Genomic DNA, 17,232 nt, shown 5'->3' with positions numbered 1-17,232 from the left:
ACGAACGGCTGCGGCTCCCTTCCTAGTAGCCGTACCGGCTCTTCAGGTGGCGCCACCAGTCGCGCAGCATCCACGCGTCGAACTCCGTGATCTGGGACGCGCTGCCGGCCTTCATGAGAAAGCCGCCGACTCCGGTGGGTGTCCAGTCGTAGAAGTCGTCGAGGCCGAAGCTGTGCCCTATTTCGTGAAGCAGGATGTGCATGTTCTCGGCGTTGATCGCGTTCACGTAGTACTCGCTGCCGACACGCTGCCCCCAGTCACCGCCCGCCCCGCCGCCCATGCCGGCCGTGAGCCACAGCGACATGTCGTAGTGGTGCGACGCGCCGCCGGGGCAGTTCGGATAGTTCCCGCTCTGGTTGAAGAACCGGCCGCACGGCTCGGCGCACTGCGGCGCGTTCTCGCGGATGTCGTTGACGTAGACGTCCACGGAGTTGTCGCTCCACTGCAGCGTGGCTCGGTCGCGCACGGCCCAGCCGACCACCTTCAGCGGCACGCTCTGGTACGGCCAGGCATTGTGGCCGGCCATGACGTCCATCCACTTCTTGAACTGCCGGGCCAGGGCCGCGTGGATCTGGTCGCGCAACGCGGCCGACACGGGGGCGCTGGAGTCCCAGCGCACGCAGTAGTTGATGCTCCCGCGGTTGGCCATGACCTGGTCCCAGCCGTAGTTGCGGAAGCCGTACAGGTTGGGGTAGGTGCTCTCGACGTGCTGCCATACCTGGTTCAGCGGGTTGACGAGGTTGGCGGGCGGGTTCCAGGCGCTCGGCTGCTGGCCGCCCTCCCCGATGGCCTTGACCTCGAGCAGGCCGACGGAGGCCGAGCCGCTCTGCAGCAGGACGCGCAGCCGGGTGGTGGACACCGCGGTGAAGGTGACGGTGTTGTACGCGTTGACCGCCAGCGCGTAGGTGCCGGGGATGTCCACGTACGCGCTGCCGGTCCAGCGCTGCAGCTTCCAGGAGGCGGGGACGCGCACGCCGCCGCCGTCGTCGAAGAAGTAGATCTGTGCCGAGGTGAGCGTCTGCGCCTGCGTCCACGTCAGCAGTGCCCACTGCTCCCCGGTGTTGGGCCAGGTGCCCCACCGGCGGTTCTGGGTGTCGTTCGAGCTGGGCGGATCGATGCCGTCGTTGATCGCCGCGACGCTCTCCCACGGCGAGGTGTACGACGCGGACGCGGTCGCCGACAGGCCGAGATTGACCTCTGCCGCGGCGGCCGGCGATGCGGGAACGAGGAAGATCCCGACGGCGGCGAGGACCGCCAGGAACACGGAGCTTAATCGTCTCACCAAGGCCTCCTGAGGTTCCGATTGTGTTAGCGCTAACAACCAGTGCTATGTCACACAGCTGTTGTTGCAGAGAGTTTGGAGGTGGCGGCAAAGGCCGTCAAGGCCCGGAGACACGCCGTCAGGAAGGGACGTTCAACAGCCTGGGAGGACCCTGTAAGACGCGGTGAAAGTTCCACAAGATCCGCCTGCGGGGCGATCGCCGCTTTCGATGACCGAGGCGGAATATTAGCCTGACTAAGTTAGTTGGGCTAACTATGAGGGACGATCCCACCCACCTGGCCGAGCAGGTCTCAACGGTGCTGAGACACCTGGTCTTCCTGCTCAGGCGCACAGTCGCCGGTCAACCCATCACCAGCCAGCAGTACGGCGTCCTGGGCTCGCTCGAGCACGGCCCCCGCCGGATGACCGAGCTGGCGGAGGAGCACGCCGTGCAGCTCCCCACCATGACCGTCCAGATCAACAGGCTGGAGGAAGCGGGTCTCGTGACCCGCGGTTCCGACCCGGCCGACGCCCGTGTCAGGACGGTCGAGCTGACCGTCGACGGGCGGGAAAGGCTGCTGGCCGTACGCCGGGCCAGGATCGGTCACCTCACCCGGGAACTGGCCGCGCTCACCGAAGACGAGCGCGCCACACTCGCGGCCGCCCTGCCCGTTCTGGCGAAGCTCGGCCGCTCGTAGGTAAAGGAGCATCATGCAATCCGGCGGTGGAATCCTTCGCCAGCCGATGTCCGTCTGGGCCACCGCGTTCGCCGCGGTCGTGGCCTTCATGGGCATCGGTCTCGTGGACCCCATCCTCCCCTCGATCACCCAGGGCCTGAACGCCACGCCCAGCCAGGTCTCGCTGCTGTTCACCAGCTACTTCCTGGTGACGGCCGTGGCCATGCTGATCACCGGCTGGGTCTCCAGCCGCATCGGCGGCAAGCGGACGCTGCTGGCCGGGCTGGCGCTGGTGATCGTGTTCGCCGCGCTCGCCGGGACCTCCACCAGCGTCGGCGAGCTGATCGGCTTCCGCGCGGGCTGGGGCCTCGGCAACGCCCTGTTCGTGGCCACCGCGCTGGCCGTCATCGTCGGCGCCGCCAGCAGCGGCGAGTCGGCCATCATCCTGTACGAGGCCGCGCTCGGTCTCGGCCTGTCCGCCGGCCCCCTCGTCGGCGCGCTGCTCGGCGACTGGAACTGGCGAGCCCCGTTCTTCGGCACCGCCACGCTCATGGCGGTGGGTTTCGTGCTGATCGCCACACTGCTCAGGGCGACGCCCAAGCCGGCGGTGAAGACCAAGCTGAGCGCCCCTCTCAGGGCGCTGACCCACGGCGGCCTGGCCACCACCGCCTTCACCGCGCTGTTCTACAACTTCGCGTTCTTCACGATCCTGGCCTTCACCCCGTTCATCCTCGGCATGTCCCCGTACGGCATCGGCGCCGTCTTCTTCGGCTGGGGCGTCTGCGTGGCGCTGTCATCGGTCTTCGTCGCGCCGCCGCTGCAGCGCAAGATCGGGTCGGTGAACGTGCTGCACCTGTCGCTGGCGCTGCTCGCCGTCTTCCAGGTCGGCATCGCGCTGTCCGGGCACGCGGGCATCGTCGTGTTCACCATCCTGGCCGGGATCCCCATCGGCCTGAACAACACCGTCTTCACCGAGTCGGCCATGGAGGTCTCCGACGCGCCCAGGCCCGTCGCCTCCGCGGGCTACAACTTCGTGCGCTGGATGGGCGGCGCGCTGGCCCCGTTCGTCGCCACGAAGCTGGGCGAGGAGATCGGCACCGCCGTTCCGTACGCCCTCGGCGCCCTCTGCTGCCTCGCCGGCATGGCCATCCTGTACGTCAGGCGCCACCACCTGCGCTCCCTGGCCCGCGTGGACGCCGACCACACCTTCCACGACGCCGAGCCGATGCCCTCCTCCACCTGACCTCTGCGGCCGGAAGGCGTCGTTGCCGGTCGAGGGAGCACTCTCCGGTGATTCCGTCCATCCGCTCGTGGCCATCGTGTCGCGCGTACTCCTCGATCATGTGGGTGGGCTGCCGGAGCTCACCTCCTTCGCCGGGGAGACAGGGAGGCGTCGCCGAATGAGCGGCGTGCCATGCGGCGGCGAGACCGCCATGCGCCGTTCACCGGCGCTTCACCGGCGCTCCCTACGCTGTGGCACCTGGAGGAGCGCATGCGCAAGCTTGTCTCATCCGTCACCGCGGCACTGTTGCTGTCCGGCTGCGGTGGCGGCCTCGGCGGCGCCCAGTCGATCCTGGACAAGGAAGAGCTGGTCGTAGCCGTGAAGCCGGATCAGCCCGGGCTGGCGGAAAGGACCCGCGACGGGTCGTTCCAGGGGTTCGACGTCGACGTGGCCGCCTATATTGCCGCTCGGTTGGGCAAGAAGGTCTCCTTCGTCGCGACGACCTCGGAGGGCAGGGAGGCCAAGCTGCGCGACGGGGTGGCCGACATGGTGGTCGCGACCTATTCCATCAGCCCGGAACGCAAGGAACAGGTGACGTTCGCCGGGCCGTACTACGTCTCCAACCAGGACATTCTGGTCCGCGCGGGATACACCCGGATCCGCAACGTGCGTGATCTCAAGGGGCGCAGGCTGTGTGAGGCACAAGGCTCCATCTCCACCTCGCGCATCGTGGAAGGGCGCCAGATCGCCGCGGTGCTGGTGCCGGCCAAGTCCTACGGGGAATGCGTCGACCTGCTCAGATCGGGGGCCGTGGATGCCGTCTCCACCGGCGACCTGATTCTTGCCGGATTCGCCGCCCGCGAGCGCGGCGCGTTCACCGTCGTGAACGCGCCGTTCACGGTGGAGAGGTACGGCGTCGCCCTGCCGTTGGGCGATGTGGCCGGGTGCGAGGAGGTCAACCGTGCCATCACGGCCATGTACCAGGACGGAACCGCAGCCACGCTGCTGGACAAGTGGTTCGGTGCGAGCGGTCTCCGGCTGCCGGCGTTCGTGCCGGAGTTCGAGGGCTGCATGCCGTAGCGGCTGGATGTGGACCAAGCAGCTCTCGGCGCTGGCCGGCTACGTGGCGGCGCACCTTGCCGCGACGGCCTCCGAGGTCGTGATCGGCGCGATCGTGAGCGGCGTGAACGTGCGGCCGTTCCCCCACCCGGGCATGCCCGGCGCCCGGACTGTGCACGGCCGTGATCCGTGCCAGGGTCGCGGGCGGCCGGCCGCCCGAGGAGCTCGTCCCCGTGAAGTGATTCGGATCCAGGCCTGACTAGCCGGTCAGCACGTCCCAGTCGAGGTGGTGGTCGTAGATCCAGCCGTTCGGGTCGGCGCCGGTCCTGGTGACGTGCCGCATGGCCAAGCTCATGATCACATCCCGCGGCGCCCTGGCCAGGGGGCTCAGCGCCTTCCAGCCGCCGGTGCGGTTGCCCTGCCTGACGACCCGCTCGACCCTGTGCCGCCGCAACCGCTCGTACGCGTGGAAGGCCGCCTCCACATCGGGGCTGTCGCGCAGGCATGTGGCCAGGACGACCGCGTCCTCGATGGCCATGGCCGCGCCCTGTCCGCTTGACGGGGCGGCGGCGTGGGCCGCGTCCCCGATGATGATCATCCGGTCGCGGTGCCAGGTCGGCACGGCGGGCATGGTGTAGGTGTTCCAGCCGGCGAAGATCTCGCCGGTCGCCGCGATGATGTCCAGCGCGGGCCCGCGGTCGCCCCTGAACAGATCGTTCAGCCGGGCGCGCCACTCCCCCGGCGTGATCGCGGCCACGTCGGCGGGGCTGAGCTCAGCCGGCTGCGCGGGGTTCGCCGCCCACCACACCTCCCCGTTCGGATGCGCCGCGTAGGCGAAGAAGCAACGCTTGCCGAAGATCGCGTGCATCATGCCCGGCTCGCAGCCCGTGCCGAGGCCGCGGGCGTAGCCTCCCGTGTTGAGCAGTCCCGCGTAGCGCGCGCCGGGAGCCGCCGGATCGATGATCTCCCTGGTGCGCGAGCGCAGGCCGTCGGCGCCGATCAGCAGGTCCGCCGCGACCGTGCTGCCGTCGGCGAAGCTCGCCTGCACCCCGTCCCCCGTGGCGGTGGCGTCGACGAGCCGCTTGCCGTACTCGAACCGCACCCCGCGGTGGACGGCCTGCTCGCGCAGGAATCGGTACAGGTCAGCACGTTTCATGGTCCGGCTCACCTGGCCGCCCGGCAGGCCCGTGCCGTACGGCAGCTCGCCGAGCCTCCTTCCGGAGCCGTTGGTGATCCGGATCTTCGGTGTGTCGAAGCCGAGGTCGCCGAGGTCGAGGTCCAGCGCGTGTAAGGCGTCGAGCGCGTTGACCGCCAGCGTGAGGAAGGCGCCCACGTTGTCCGCCGCCCGCTCGTACGCCTCGTACACCACCGGGGTGATTCCCGCCTTGCTCAGGGCGATCGCCGCCGAGGTGCCTGCGATCCCGCCGCCTGCGACAAGTGCTGTGTATGTCATACACCGAGTGTATGACATACACTCGGGTGGAGCGCCAGTACGAAAGTGGGGACGATGGACGACGATCTGCCGCCAGGGCTCGGCCTGCTCTGGGGACGGCTGGACCACCCGGTGCCGGAGCCCAAGGCCGGACTGAGCCTCGACCGCATCGCTCAGGCGGCGGTGGAGCTGGCCGACGCGGGCGGCCTCGAGGCGGTGTCGATGGCCAGGGTGGCCGAGCGGCTCGGCTTCACCACGATGTCGCTCTACCGCCACGTGAAGAGCAAGCACGAACTGCTGCTGCTCATGCTGGACTCGGTCGCGGCCGTGCCCGCCGAGCTCGACGAGCCCTGCGACGACTGGCGGCTCGGCCTGCAGCGCTGGTGCCGGGCGCAATGGGAGATGCTGCGCGCCCACACCTGGATCGTGCACCTGCCCATCACGGGTCCGCCTCTGACGCCCAGCCAGCTCGCCTGGACCGACCGCGCCCTGGCCGCGCTGCACGGCACCGGCCTCAGCGAAGGCGACAAGGCCGGCGTCGTGCTGCTGGTCGCCAACTACATGCACACCACCGCACGGCTGAGCGCGGATCTCGGCCCGGCCGCCTCGAGCGAGTCGGTCGCCGCCTACAGCACGCTGCTCGGCTCCCTGGTCGACGGGCGGCGATTTCCCGCCCTGCGCACGGCCGTGGACGCGGGCGCGTTCGACTATCCGCCGGGCACCCCAGCGGAGGAGCGCGGCTTCGACTATGCGTTCGGCCTGGCCAGGATCCTGGACGGCGTGGAGTGCCTGATCCGGCCGTCCTGATGCCGGCTGGGCAGGCCGGCGGCCCTCACCCGCGAGTGAGCGTGCCGGGGTGCTCACGACGGGGATGTCCGCCTGTGCCGTCCCCGTCAACGCGGGAGGTACGCGGACCAGCGTCCCGGCCGGACATCCCGCAGCGGCCGCCTCTCCCAGGCCAGGAGGAACGGCGCCGGGACCGAACCGCCCCGGTCCACGGCGATCACCTGCTTTCCGGCGGCCTCGGCGCCGCGCACCGCCGCGGGCACGTCGCTCTGCCCCGGCCAGTTCAGGACGGTGTGCCCCTCGCAGCCCATCCGGTAGGCGATCTTCACCGCGTGCTCGCCGTACACGAGGCATGGAGGACGGACGCTCAGGCCCTCCAGCGCCCGGGCGACCTGCACGTCGGCGCCCCGCTTGGCGAGCCGGGGGGCGACGACCTTGTCGAGGGTGGCGCCCTGCAGGGTGAGGTGCGCGAGGAAGCCGGCGGCGACCAGGCAGGCGCCGGCCCGGCGCGGTGCGCTCCCCCGCGCGCCCTCCAGCAGCCCGAGCGCGCCGTGCGCGATCGGGAAGGCCAGCAGCGCGTACGTGGGTAGCAGGAAGCGGGGCGCCGCGTACCCGACCAGGAAGACGTACGGCGCGGCCAGCGACACGCCGGCCACCGCCGGCATCAGGGATTCGGCCAGGTGGTCACGGCGCCGGGCCGCGTACGTGCCGAGCAGGACGAGGACCGGGATCGCGCTCCACCAGAGCACCCAGGACGGCACGGCGGGACCGCAGTCCGCGGGAGGCCGGCACAGGAGCGGGCCGTTCAGCGCCCGGGCGTGCTCGTACAGCGAGAAATGCAGCCCGGTCTCGTTGGCCGCTCCGGCGGCCTGCCAGCGCGAGATCAGCCCGCCGAACCGCACGTACGCCTCGACGATCCAATCCGCCCATCCGACGGCGAGGCCGGCGACCAGCGCGATCGCCACTCTGGGCCGCCGCCATCCCGGCTTGGCGAGCGCCAGCCCCAGCGGGAGGATGAGCCAGATGCTGTCGGGAGGCCGCAGCAGCGCCACGGCCGCGACGCACAGGGCCAGCCCGGCCAGGCTGCCGCGACCGCCGTCCGGCCGCACGCAGCGCAGGAAGAACCCGACGGCGGCGACCGCGCCGAACGCCACCCACATGTTCGGCATGGCCTCGTTGCCGTAGAACAACGCCAGCCACAGCGACGCGAACAGCAGCGCGGCCAGAGGCGCCACGGCTCCCGGACGCAGCCGCAGCCAGGTCCCGAACGACGCGTACAGCGCCAGGGCCGACAGCAGGCACAGGTAGACCCGCAGGGCGTCCGTAGAGGACGTCACCAGCGTCACCGGCGCGACGATCAGGGTGATCCCGCGGGCGCGGGGCGCGATGAACTCGGTCGCGGGCACGCGGGGATCGACCTGACTGACGTACACCACCTCGTCCCACCCCAGCCCCATGCCGGGGCCGGCCGCGACCAACTGGACGATCCCGTAGCAGACGGCCACCAGCATCAGCAGCGCCCGCCAAGGGTCGGCCCGCAGCCACGAGTGCATCGACGCTCTTGATCCCATGGCGCCTTCTTAGCGCCGGTCCCCACGCGCGTGCGGGCTCGGTGAAGGGGACTTGGCCCAAGGGATGCGAAGTGATGACGCTGAGCCGAGCAGGTGGTGCGCGGATGGCCGAGAAGGCCACGCGGGCCTACACACCCTTCCATGACCGAAAAACGGCAGCATGTCACTTACAGTGACAGTATGTGGGCCGATACGGAGAAGCGGCGCGTGCTGGGGGTCGCCACCCGGTTGTTCGCCGAGCTGGGATTCGACAACACCACGATCGGGCTGATCGCCCAAGCCGCCGACGTCGACCCCCAGAGCATGATCGCCCAGCTCGGCGAGAAGCCGGAGCTGTATCGGCAGGTGATGCTGCAGGCGCACCACGCCGAGCAGGAGGTCCTGGTGGCCGCGGTCGCCCGCTTCACCCCCACCACCGAAGGGCTGATCGAGCTGGCCGACGCCTATCTGGACTTCAATCTCGAGCACCCCCATGTCCTGGCGCTGTGGATACACCGCTGGATGGGCGACGCCGCCGACGTGGCCGATCTGGAGGAGCTGTACGCCCGCCCGCTGGCGAACCTGGTGACCGGCGCGGTCCGCCGCCTGGTTCCCGGCGATGTCGATGCCGACCACTTGATATGGACGATCGTGTGGTGCGTGTACGGCTTCCTGGCCGGCGGCATGCAGGAGACCGGCCCGGGCCCCGATCGCCCCTCCGGCCCCCACCTCGACCACGTCGGCGACCCGACCGCACAACGCCGGTTCCGCGCGCACCTGCACACCCTGATCCGCCGCATGACCGCCCCCACCCCTCCGCACCCCCTCGCCTCTGCGTGAGCTGGTTGAATGCGGACCGCAACAGGCGGACGAGCACGGCCATGTGATGGGTGACGAACTGCAAGCGGTCATCGCGAGCACGCCTGCAGGCGGCCGGTCTTCACCCGAGGGCGATTTCGATACGTTGGCCTGTATGGTGACTGCCCTTCCCCACGGCCGCCGAGCCGATCAGATGGCGCCTTCCCGGCTGGCGTGGCTGGACGCGCTGCGCGGCCTCGGCGCGCTCGCGGTGGTGGGTGAGCACCTGACGACCTGGGCCATGCCCTGGTTACGCCCGACCGCGTTCAACCTGGGCACGTACGGGGTGCTGGTGTTCTTCCTGGTCAGTGGATACATCATCCCGCATTCGCTGGAACGGCACGGTGACGTCCGGGCGTTCTGGGTCGGCCGCCTGTTTCGCCTCTATCCGCTCTACCTGGCGGTCATCGGCCTGATGGTGGCCCTGTTGCCGTGGATCCCGCTGCGCCCTGAGGTGCCGAGGGACGCCTCGGCGGTGGCCGCGCACGCCACGATGCTGATGGACGTGGTCGGCGTCGGGGGTGTGCTGAACACCATGTGGACGCTGTCGTACGAGATGGTCTTCTACCTGCTGACGACCGCGCTGTTCGTGGTCGGTGTGCGCGACGGGCGTGGCCTGCTCCCGCTGCTGTTCGCGCTGATCGGCGCCGTCGCCGGGATCGTTCTGTCCGCGACGCCGCTGCCGGGCCCGTGGCCGGCCTGGCTGTCGCTGGGCGTCTTCGCCGTCGGCCTGGCATGCGTGCTTTCCGGGCGTGCCGTCAGGGTCGCCGCCGTGGTGCTGGGCGTGATGGCGCTGGCCCTGCTGCTGGTGAGCAGCCGCGTCCCGTGGTTCGGCGCGGCGATCGTGGCGGTCATGTTCGCCGGTACGGCGGTCCATCGGTGGGAGCGCGGGCAGGGCCGGTTGTGGCCGGTGGCGATCGCCGCGGTGCTGGTGGCGTCGACTCCGGTGTGGGCGCTGAATGCCGGTTGGTGGTGGGTGCGGCCGCAGGTGTGGAGCCTGACCATCGTGCTGGCGGGCCTCACTTTCGCGGGTGCCATGGTGCTGCGGAGGCGGCGCGTGCCCGCCGTCCTGGTCCGGCTCGGCGTCATCAGCTACTCCCTCTACCTGGTGCATCTGCCGGTGCTGCTCGTCGTCATGCATCTGGTCGGGGAGATGCGCTGGGCACCGCTTCCTGCGCAGATCGGCATCAGCGTGGTCGTGCTCGGCGTGGTGGTGCCGGGCAGTTGGCTGAGTCACCGATTCCTGGAGCGGCCGATGCAGCGTCTGGGCCGCCGTTTGGCCGACCGGTACAGCGGCTCGCCGCGCACGGCGGGGTGAGGAGGACACCGCCCCCGGATGGGAGGCCACTGCCTACTTGGCCGGCGGACTCCGCCGATGCTGCGGGATGCGCAGGATCAGCCGCGCCCCTGGGCCGTCCCCGACCTCCAGCGTGCCCCCGTGGGCCCTGGCGATGTCGCGGGCGATCGGCAGCCCCAGCCCGCTCCCCCCGATGTCCCGGGAACGGGTGTGTTCGAGCCGTATGAACCGCTCGAACACCCGCTCCCGCATCTCCGCGGGAATTCCCGGCCCGTCGTCCAGCACCTCCAGCACGACCCGATCCGCCCATCTGCGCACGGAGATCCACATCCGCGAGTCGCCGTACCGATCGGCGTTGGACAGCAGGTTCGTCAGCAGCCGCCCGAGCTGCAACCGGTTCCCCCGGACGCAGAGTCCGGGCTCCAGGTCCGTGGTCACCGACAGCCGGAAGGACCGTCGCGCGATCTCCTCCTCGACCAGGTGCGCCAGATCGACCGGCTTCTGCTCCGGTGGCGCGCCCGCGTCCAGCCGGGCCATCAGGAGCAGGTCGTGCACGATGTCCGCCAGCCGTTGCACGTCCTTGATCGCCGCCCGCCACTCCGTCTCGTCCAGGTCCTCCAGCCCCGACTCCAGCCGTACCATCAGCGCGGTGATCGGCGTCCGCAGCTCGTGTGAGGCGTCCGAGACGAAGCGCCGATGGTGCTCCACGGCTTCCTCCAGCCGCGCCAGCGTTTCGTTGGCCGTCACGGCCAGCTGGGCGACCTCGTCCCGCGTGTCGGGCACGTCGATGCGCCGGCCCAGGTCCTGGGCGCTGATGTGCTGCAGTCCCGACCGGATCCGCTCCACGGGAGCCAGCACCCGGCCGGTCCCGTACCACGCGCCCCATCCCACCAGGGCCACCAGCAGCACCGCCGAGCCCGACAACAGCATCGGCAGGAACGGCGATCTCAGCAGGAACGGCTCCGGCATGGCCGCGTAGGCGACGACGGGTCCGTACACACTGGTGGGGTTGCTCGTGCCCACCACGACCATGCAGCCGTCAGGCCGGCACACCCGGTCCTGGACCTGTGAGTCGCCGCCGGTGGGCCACGCACGGGTGAGGGCCCGGCGGCCGGTGAGCTCGGTGGTGGCGGCCACCACCCGGCCGGCGGCGTCCACGACCTGCATGATGGAGACGCCGCCTCGCGGCGGGATGGGGGCGGTCAGGGGCTGTTCCTCGATGAGGGCGGCGAGATGGCGGCTGGCCTGGTCGGTCTGGGCGACGAGGTCGGCCCGCGCCCGCGCCGGGTATGTCAGCGAGATCCCCCAGACCCCCGTGAAGGCGACGGCACCGAACATCGCCACCGTCACGATCGTCATCCGGGCCCTGATGGAGCAGCCGCACACCATGGTCCCTACTGTGTCACTGACTGGACAAACCACAGGTCAAACGGTGCTTCGCGGCCACCAGCCGACGCGCCGCCAAGCCATGTCCGACCACATCTGTGGCATGGAAGCCGTCATCATCGGCGGTGCCCGGCCGTCACCCCGCGTGACACCGCGGACCGTCGAAAACCCGCTGAGTGTGATCGTCTCCAGCTATAAGGTGCGTCCGTGGACAATCCGGAGAGCCTCGTCATCGCCAGGCGGCTGCGCGTGCCCATCGACGCGCCCGCCGCCTCCACGCCGGGCTGGGGAGAGGTGGCCGCCCGCCAGCTCGACGCCGCCCTGCTGAGCGTCGGCTTCACGTGCTCGGCGGACCTGCTCGAACGCCTGTCGCGGCTTCGTGGAGAGACCGTGGTCGATCTCGGTGTGCGGGTCCTGGCCGCCGTCCGCGGCCTGGTCGGCGACCACGTTCAGCACAACGCCTACTTCCTGGACTTCCCCGCGAACGTGCCCGACACCTTGGAGTTCTGGGCGGGGCTGCTGCGTGAGGCCATGCTCGATCCGGTCGCCGCCGCACACGTCCAGTCACCGGCGCTGAACCTCCTGACCCTGCCGGGCTACGGCCGCTACCAGCACAGCTACGCCGACCTGCTGGCCGCGCACGCCGAGCTGATCCCGCTGGCCGGTGACCGGGTGACCGTGCTGGAACTGGGCGGCAGCCTGGAGTCGGAGGCGCGCGAGCTGTACTTCTCGCTGGCGGGCTCGCAGGCGCCGCCCGCCGCCGAGGACCTGGCGGCCCTGCGCACGCTGGCCTCGTACTGCGCCGACGAGCCGGACCTCATCCCGGTGCGGGAGAACCGCGCCGTCGTCAACGAGGCGAGGCTGGCCGCCGGTCGGCCCCTGCTCGTCGACACGGTGACCGACGTGCTGCGCCTCGCCGCCGGCTGCTCCGGCGGCGACGTCACGCTGACCGCCCCGACGCGGTTCCGCTCGTTCCGCCGCGCCGAACGCCGCGCACTGCTGCAGGCACTGGACGCGGTCGCCACGCCGGCGAAGCTCGGCGACGTGCCACGCCATCGCGAACAGTGGAAGCGGCTCGGTGAGCGGCTGCATCCGCACGAGTACCCGCACCTTCCGGGTGCCGCCCGCGTCTTCGAGGTGGCCAGAGGTGTGCGTAAGGCCGCCGGATTCGACAGCCGCGTCGAGGCGGCCCTGTCCGATGGCCGTACCGCCGACGCCGTCGAGCTGTTGGGGAACGCGCCCGGCGCGTTGCTGCGCCGCCTGGACCACCTGCTGCGTACCGGCCTTTCCGCGTCGGCCGTGCTGGACGCCGCGGAGCAGGCGGCTGCGGGCGCCTCCGGCCGGGTCCTGCTGTCTCTGCGCGAGCACCTGCAGAACCGGCTCGCCCCTGCCGCGAGTCGCGTCTTCACCAACCGGCACGGCAGAGCATGGACGGCGGCCGATGCCCGCTCGCCACTGCGGGAGGAGGTCGTGACGCGCGCGCTGGCCATCCTGGACGAGGAGATCACCCGGCGCCTCCCCGACCCCGGCGAGCTGATCGTCGACCCCAACGTGCTCGACATCGCCCTGCCGCTGTCCGGCAAGGCCGTCGCACCCGGTCTCGGCATGCTGCCCCGCGGCTCCCTGACGCAGGTGGACGGCGCACTGCTGCGCTTCTTCGTCCACTGGCGCCAGACCAGCCGGCGTACCGACTACGACCTGTCGGCGCTCATGCTGGACGCCTCCTACGGCGACCCCGAGCACATCTCGTGGACGAACTACGCCAACGGCTTCGCCGAGTATTCGGGCGACCTCACCGAGGCGCCCGAGGGCGCGTCGGAGTTCGTCAACATCCGTCTCGCCGACGCCAGCCGGCCGATCATCATCCCGCAGGTCCACATCTACGCCGGGGAGCGGTTCGACGAGGCCGCCGAGGCGTTCTTCGGCTACATGAGCAGGGACGCCACGCAGGAAGGCAGGCCGTTCGAGCCGCGCACCGTGCGCATGAAGTCAGACCTGCGCGGATCCAGCCGCGTCGCTCTGCCGCTCGTCTTCCTCCGCGGCCCCGACCACGAATGGCGGGTGAAGTGGCTGCACCTCTACCTGAAGGGGCATCCGGGCTTCAACCAGGTAGAGGGCAACCAGACCAGCGCCTCCCTGCTGGTGCGGTCGATCGTGGAGCGGGACTACCTGCGGGTGCGCTATCTGACCGACCTGCTGCACGCCAAAGGCTCGTCGGCGGCCCACAGCACCTATGTCGGGATGGAGCCGGCGGCCGACCTCCCGCCGGGCTCGCGGGTGTACACGCCTGCGACGCTGCACGAGTTGATCCCCGCCTGATACGGTCGGGAGTGCGAGGCCATGGGAGGGCTTCCTTCTCAGCTTTCTTTGGAAAAGATCTAGCCTTCCCGCTTTCCTCGCATCCCCGGTCGTGGGGCCATTCGAGGGCTTCCTTCTCACCTGGTTCAATTCCAGGTAGGCCCGCGAGGGTCTACTGGCGCATCCAGCTCTCGAGCCTTCCCCACGACCAGGGTCTCTGGTCCTGGCCGGCTCCTCGACGAGCTGGAAAGCGCCGACCTGGTTCGCCGCCGGCCGGACCCCGCCGACCGCAGAGCCCGCATCATCGAGGTCACCGCGCAGGGGAGCCGGGTCCTCGAAGCCGCCCGCGCCGACATCGAGACGATCGAGAACCGGCTGCTTGCCGGCCTCGCCCGCTCGGCGCGCACCACGCTGAAGAGCACCCCTTCAGCAGCTCGTCGGCGACCCCCTGTCGAGAATCGAGGACGGCCGGCCACCCGAGACCACCTGCGCCGTCCACCAGGCCTGATCCCGCATCGGACGCCTCAGCGTTCGACTTCGATGTGGTAGCGGCCGGTGTCGTCGCGGTGCGCACCGTGGATGTCGGTGGCCAGGTCGGGGAAGGCCCGGTCGAAATCCTCCAGGGCGTGCAGGTACGCGATCAGCGGCCCGTCGGAGGGACCGGTCCTCTCTCCCGGCATCAGCATGGGAATGCCGGGCGGCGTGACGACGACGGTCGCGGCCGCGATGCGGCCGGCCAGGCGGGTGAGCGGGACGCGTTCGGTGCGTGAGCGGATCAGCGCCTGATAGCTGTCGGCCGGGGTGCGGACGGGCTCCGGGAGGCTCTCGAAGATCTGGTCGAGGAGCGCGCCGACGCCGAGGTCGCGGAGCTTCTCGTGCACGTCGGTGCAGAAGCGGCGCAGCGTGGTGGCGGGCGGACCGAAGCCGGGCAGTACGTCGGCCAGGGGCAGATCGTCGTCGTAGGCGCGCTTGAAGTCGGTGAGCGCGTCGATCAGCGTGCCCCATTTGCCCTTGGTGATGCCCATGGAGAAGAGCACCAGCAGCGTGTGGTCGCCGGTCTTCTCCACGACGATGCCGCGCCGGCGCAGGTAGGCGGCGACGATCCGGGCGGGGATGCCCCAGTCGAGAGTGCCGGTCACGGCGTCGGCGCCGGGGCAGGTGATCGTCACCTTGACCGGGTCAAGCAGGCAGTAGCCGTCGGTCAGCCCCTGGAATCCGTGCCACGCGTCGCCCGGCCGCAAGGTCCAGCACGTCGCCTCGGTGCTCAGCAGAACGGGGTCGGCGTCGGCGAACGGGACGGCCGAACCGGTGCGGGGGTCGGTGACGTGCGGGGGCTGCCATACACCGAAGTACCAGCCGGGCCGCGTGCCGTCGTCCCGGATGCGGGCGGCGAGCCGGACCATGGCCTGCCGGAACCGTACGGCCTCGGTGATCGCCTCGCCCGTCAGGTGCGGCCCGGAGGGGCCGTCCATCATCCCGGCCGCCACGTCCAGGGAGGCGATCATCGGGTAGAGCGGCGAGGTGGAGCAGTGCATCAGGTAGGTCTCGTTGAGCCGGTCGTAGTCGACGGGGGCGCGTCCGGCGGAACGGACGTGCAGCATCGCCGACTGCGACAGCGCCGCCAGGAGCTTGTGAGTCGACTGGGTGGCGAACACGGTGGGGCGGGCCGGTCCCGGCAGCGTGTGCTCGTCGACGGCCATGCCGTAGCGGCGGGCGTACATCGGGTTGAACCGGGCGTAGGCGAACCACGCCTCGTCGAAGTGCACGCGGGGAACGCTCTCGCTCAGCAGTTCGGCGACACGTACGGCGTCGTAGCACAGCCCGTCGTAGGTGGAGTTGGTGATGACCGCGTAGGCCGGGGCGGTTTCGGCGAGGGGGTGCCCGGTCAGGCCGGCGCGCAGCGCGTCGGCCTGGAGCGCGGCAGGCGGGATGGGGCCCGCCAGGCCGAGGCCGTTGCGCTCCGGCACCAGGTAGACGGGGCGGGCGCCGCTGATGGTCAGCGCGTGCTGGAGTGATTTGTGGCAGTTGCGGTCGACCAGGGCCGTCTCGTCGCGGGCGATGGCGTGGTGGCCGACGATGCGGTTGGCGGTGGCGTTGCCGTTCATCACGAAGAAGGTGCGGTCGGCGCCGAAGACGCGGGCGGCGTTGCGTTCGGCGTCGCCGATGGGGCCGGTGTGGTCCAGCGGCGAGCCGAGCTCGGGGACGGAGATCGACAGGTCGGTGCGCAGCAGGCGCTCGCCGTAGAAGTCGAAGAACGCCCGCCCGACGGGTGACTTCAGGAACGCGACGCCTCCGGCGTGCGCCGGGGTGTGCCAGGAGTACTGGTGGTGGTCCTGGAGCCGGCGCAGCGCGCGGAAGAACGGCGGCAGGATCCGCTCGGAGTACTGCTCGGTGGCGTGCGCGATCCGGCCGGCGATGAAGTCGGGGGTGTCCTCCAGCGGGAAGACGTAGCCCTGGATGACCTCGTAGACCCATAGCGGGAGTTCCTGCTCGGTGGTCATGAGGAAGACCGGCAGTCCTCGGAAGCGCTGGGCGAGCGCGTTCAGCACCGTCTCGGCGCCGGGTGCGTCCCAGTCGGCCAGCATGCCGGCCAGCGAGGCGTCCGAGCCGATCACCGCCAGCGCGTCCGTGGGCCGGTGCGTCCAGCGCAACTGGATGCCGAGACCCTTCATCGCCGCTCCGACGCGCCGGAGTTGCTCGGCGAGCGCCGTATCGGCGTCGGGGCGCTCCGCGACCGCGGCGAGGACCGTTCTTTCCATACGAGCTCCATGGCCAGGGGGACCGTTCATCCGCCCTTTACCCAAGGCAACCTTCCGTCACACAGCGTGCCCGGATACGGCCTGACTCGATTCGTTTCGGAGCATGAAACGTCGTTTCCATTGATGATCGGAAGGGACGTACATGGGGCCTCATCCGGGGCAAGGACCAGGCCGCGCTCGGGCGCCGCTTCGCCGGGCAGGAGCCGGTGGCCGACCGCTTCTCCGGCGCCCGCTGGGCGGCCGGGCAGACGGGGTCGCCCGTGCTGACCGACTCCATCGGCTGGCTGGACTGCGCGGTCGCGCACGCCTACCCGGGCGGCGATCACACGATCTTCGTGGGCGAGGTGCTCGCCGCCGCGACTCCGCGGCGGGTGGCTCCCGTCCTGTTCCACTCACGGGCGTGGAGCCGGCTCGCCGAGCCGCTGCCCGACCGGATCTCCATCGCGGACACCGGGCTGCTCGCCGTCCTGCGGGCGCGCGGCTTCGCCGATCCGCGGCTCGCGGGAATCGCGCGGAATGCTGCGCGGCGCGGGCGCCCGGGTCCGGCTGTTCGACCTGCACGGCGACGCTCCCCCGCGCGAGGATTTCGACCCGGCCACCGCCTCGGCCCTGATCACCCGGCCTGAGCAGATCAGCGCCGTGGCACC

General features: G+C 70.6%; 14 protein-coding genes. 9 read left to right on the top strand and 5 right to left on the bottom strand.

The window, feature by feature from the left end; genetic code table 11:
* Window positions 1-22: 22 nt before the first annotated feature.
* Window positions 23-1,282 (bottom strand): hypothetical protein, encoded by a 1,260-nt coding sequence (locus V5E28_RS29440; protein WP_336211602.1) that lies wholly within the window; start codon window positions 1,280-1,282, stop codon window positions 23-25.
* Window positions 1,283-1,536: 254 nt separating this feature from the next.
* On the opposite strand from V5E28_RS29440, the gene V5E28_RS29435 reads away from it, so the two are divergent.
* From V5E28_RS29435 to V5E28_RS29420, 4 genes are all read left to right on the top strand, one after another.
* The gene (locus tag V5E28_RS29435) at window positions 1,537-1,959 is read left to right on the top strand and encodes a MarR family winged helix-turn-helix transcriptional regulator (RefSeq protein ID WP_336211600.1); all 423 of its coding nucleotides are present in this window, start codon (window positions 1,537-1,539) and stop codon (window positions 1,957-1,959) included.
* A 46-nt stretch (window positions 1,960-2,005) separates the two neighbouring features.
* Window positions 2,006-3,181: an MFS transporter gene (locus V5E28_RS29430; protein ID WP_336211598.1), complete on the top strand. Its 1,176-nt coding sequence runs from the start codon at window positions 2,006-2,008 to the stop codon at window positions 3,179-3,181.
* Between the two features lie 249 nt (window positions 3,182-3,430).
* Window positions 3,431-4,240: a glutamate ABC transporter substrate-binding protein gene (locus V5E28_RS29425; protein WP_336211596.1), complete on the top strand. Its 810-nt coding sequence runs from the start codon at window positions 3,431-3,433 to the stop codon at window positions 4,238-4,240.
* A 7-nt stretch (window positions 4,241-4,247) separates the two neighbouring features.
* Window positions 4,248-4,478, top strand: a complete 231-nt coding sequence (locus V5E28_RS29420) for a hypothetical protein (RefSeq protein WP_336211594.1) — start codon at window positions 4,248-4,250, stop codon at window positions 4,476-4,478.
* On the opposite strand, the gene V5E28_RS29415 is transcribed toward V5E28_RS29420, so the two are convergent.
* Entirely contained in the window at window positions 4,479-5,672 is a 1,194-nt protein-coding gene (locus V5E28_RS29415) for an FAD-dependent monooxygenase (RefSeq protein WP_336211591.1), read from the bottom strand.
* Window positions 5,673-5,726: 54 nt separating this feature from the next.
* Here V5E28_RS29415 and V5E28_RS29410 point away from each other — a divergent pair, with 54 nt between their 5' ends.
* Window positions 5,727-6,458, top strand: a complete 732-nt coding sequence (locus V5E28_RS29410; RefSeq protein WP_336211588.1) for a TetR/AcrR family transcriptional regulator — start codon at window positions 5,727-5,729, stop codon at window positions 6,456-6,458.
* A gap of 86 nt (window positions 6,459-6,544) precedes the next feature.
* On the opposite strand, the gene V5E28_RS29405 is transcribed toward V5E28_RS29410, so the two are convergent.
* A complete protein-coding gene (locus tag V5E28_RS29405; RefSeq protein WP_336211585.1) occupies window positions 6,545-8,008 on the bottom strand; it encodes a hypothetical protein in 1,464 nt (487 codons plus the stop codon).
* 180 nt (window positions 8,009-8,188) lie between these two features.
* Between V5E28_RS29405 and V5E28_RS29400 the strand changes: the two genes are divergently transcribed.
* Together V5E28_RS29400 and V5E28_RS29395 are read left to right on the top strand one after the other, a co-directional pair.
* On the top strand, window positions 8,189-8,827 hold the full coding sequence (locus V5E28_RS29400) for a TetR/AcrR family transcriptional regulator (protein ID WP_336211583.1): 639 nt from the start codon (window positions 8,189-8,191) through the stop codon (window positions 8,825-8,827).
* A 133-nt stretch (window positions 8,828-8,960) separates the two neighbouring features.
* Window positions 8,961-10,163, top strand: coding sequence for an acyltransferase family protein (locus V5E28_RS29395; RefSeq protein WP_336211581.1), 1,203 nt, complete (start codon window positions 8,961-8,963; stop codon window positions 10,161-10,163).
* Between the two features lie 33 nt (window positions 10,164-10,196).
* Here V5E28_RS29395 and V5E28_RS29390 read toward each other — a convergent pair whose 3' ends face one another.
* Entirely contained in the window at window positions 10,197-11,501 is a 1,305-nt protein-coding gene (locus tag V5E28_RS29390; protein WP_336211578.1) for a sensor histidine kinase, read from the bottom strand.
* 234 nt (window positions 11,502-11,735) lie between these two features.
* Between V5E28_RS29390 and V5E28_RS29385 the strand changes: the two genes are divergently transcribed.
* Window positions 11,736-13,847, top strand: coding sequence for a hypothetical protein (locus V5E28_RS29385; RefSeq protein ID WP_336211577.1), 2,112 nt, complete (start codon window positions 11,736-11,738; stop codon window positions 13,845-13,847).
* A 503-nt stretch (window positions 13,848-14,350) separates the two neighbouring features.
* Here V5E28_RS29385 and V5E28_RS29380 read toward each other — a convergent pair.
* Window positions 14,351-16,585, bottom strand: a complete 2,235-nt coding sequence (locus V5E28_RS29380) for an Orn/Lys/Arg decarboxylase N-terminal domain-containing protein (RefSeq protein WP_336211574.1) — start codon at window positions 16,583-16,585, stop codon at window positions 14,351-14,353.
* A gap of 119 nt (window positions 16,586-16,704) precedes the next feature.
* Here V5E28_RS29380 and V5E28_RS29375 point away from each other — a divergent pair, with 119 nt between their 5' ends.
* Window positions 16,705-17,211 (top strand): flavin reductase family protein, encoded by a 507-nt coding sequence (locus V5E28_RS29375; RefSeq protein WP_336211903.1) that lies wholly within the window; start codon window positions 16,705-16,707, stop codon window positions 17,209-17,211.
* Window positions 17,212-17,232 lie beyond the last annotated feature (21 nt).

Source organism: Nonomuraea sp. LPB2021202275-12-8 (genome assembly GCF_037044575.1).
Taxonomy (GTDB): Bacteria; Actinomycetota; Actinomycetes; order Streptosporangiales; family Streptosporangiaceae; genus Nonomuraea.
The sequence above is the reverse complement of the archived record's forward strand: the minus strand, read 5'-3'. Positions and strand labels throughout refer to the sequence as shown.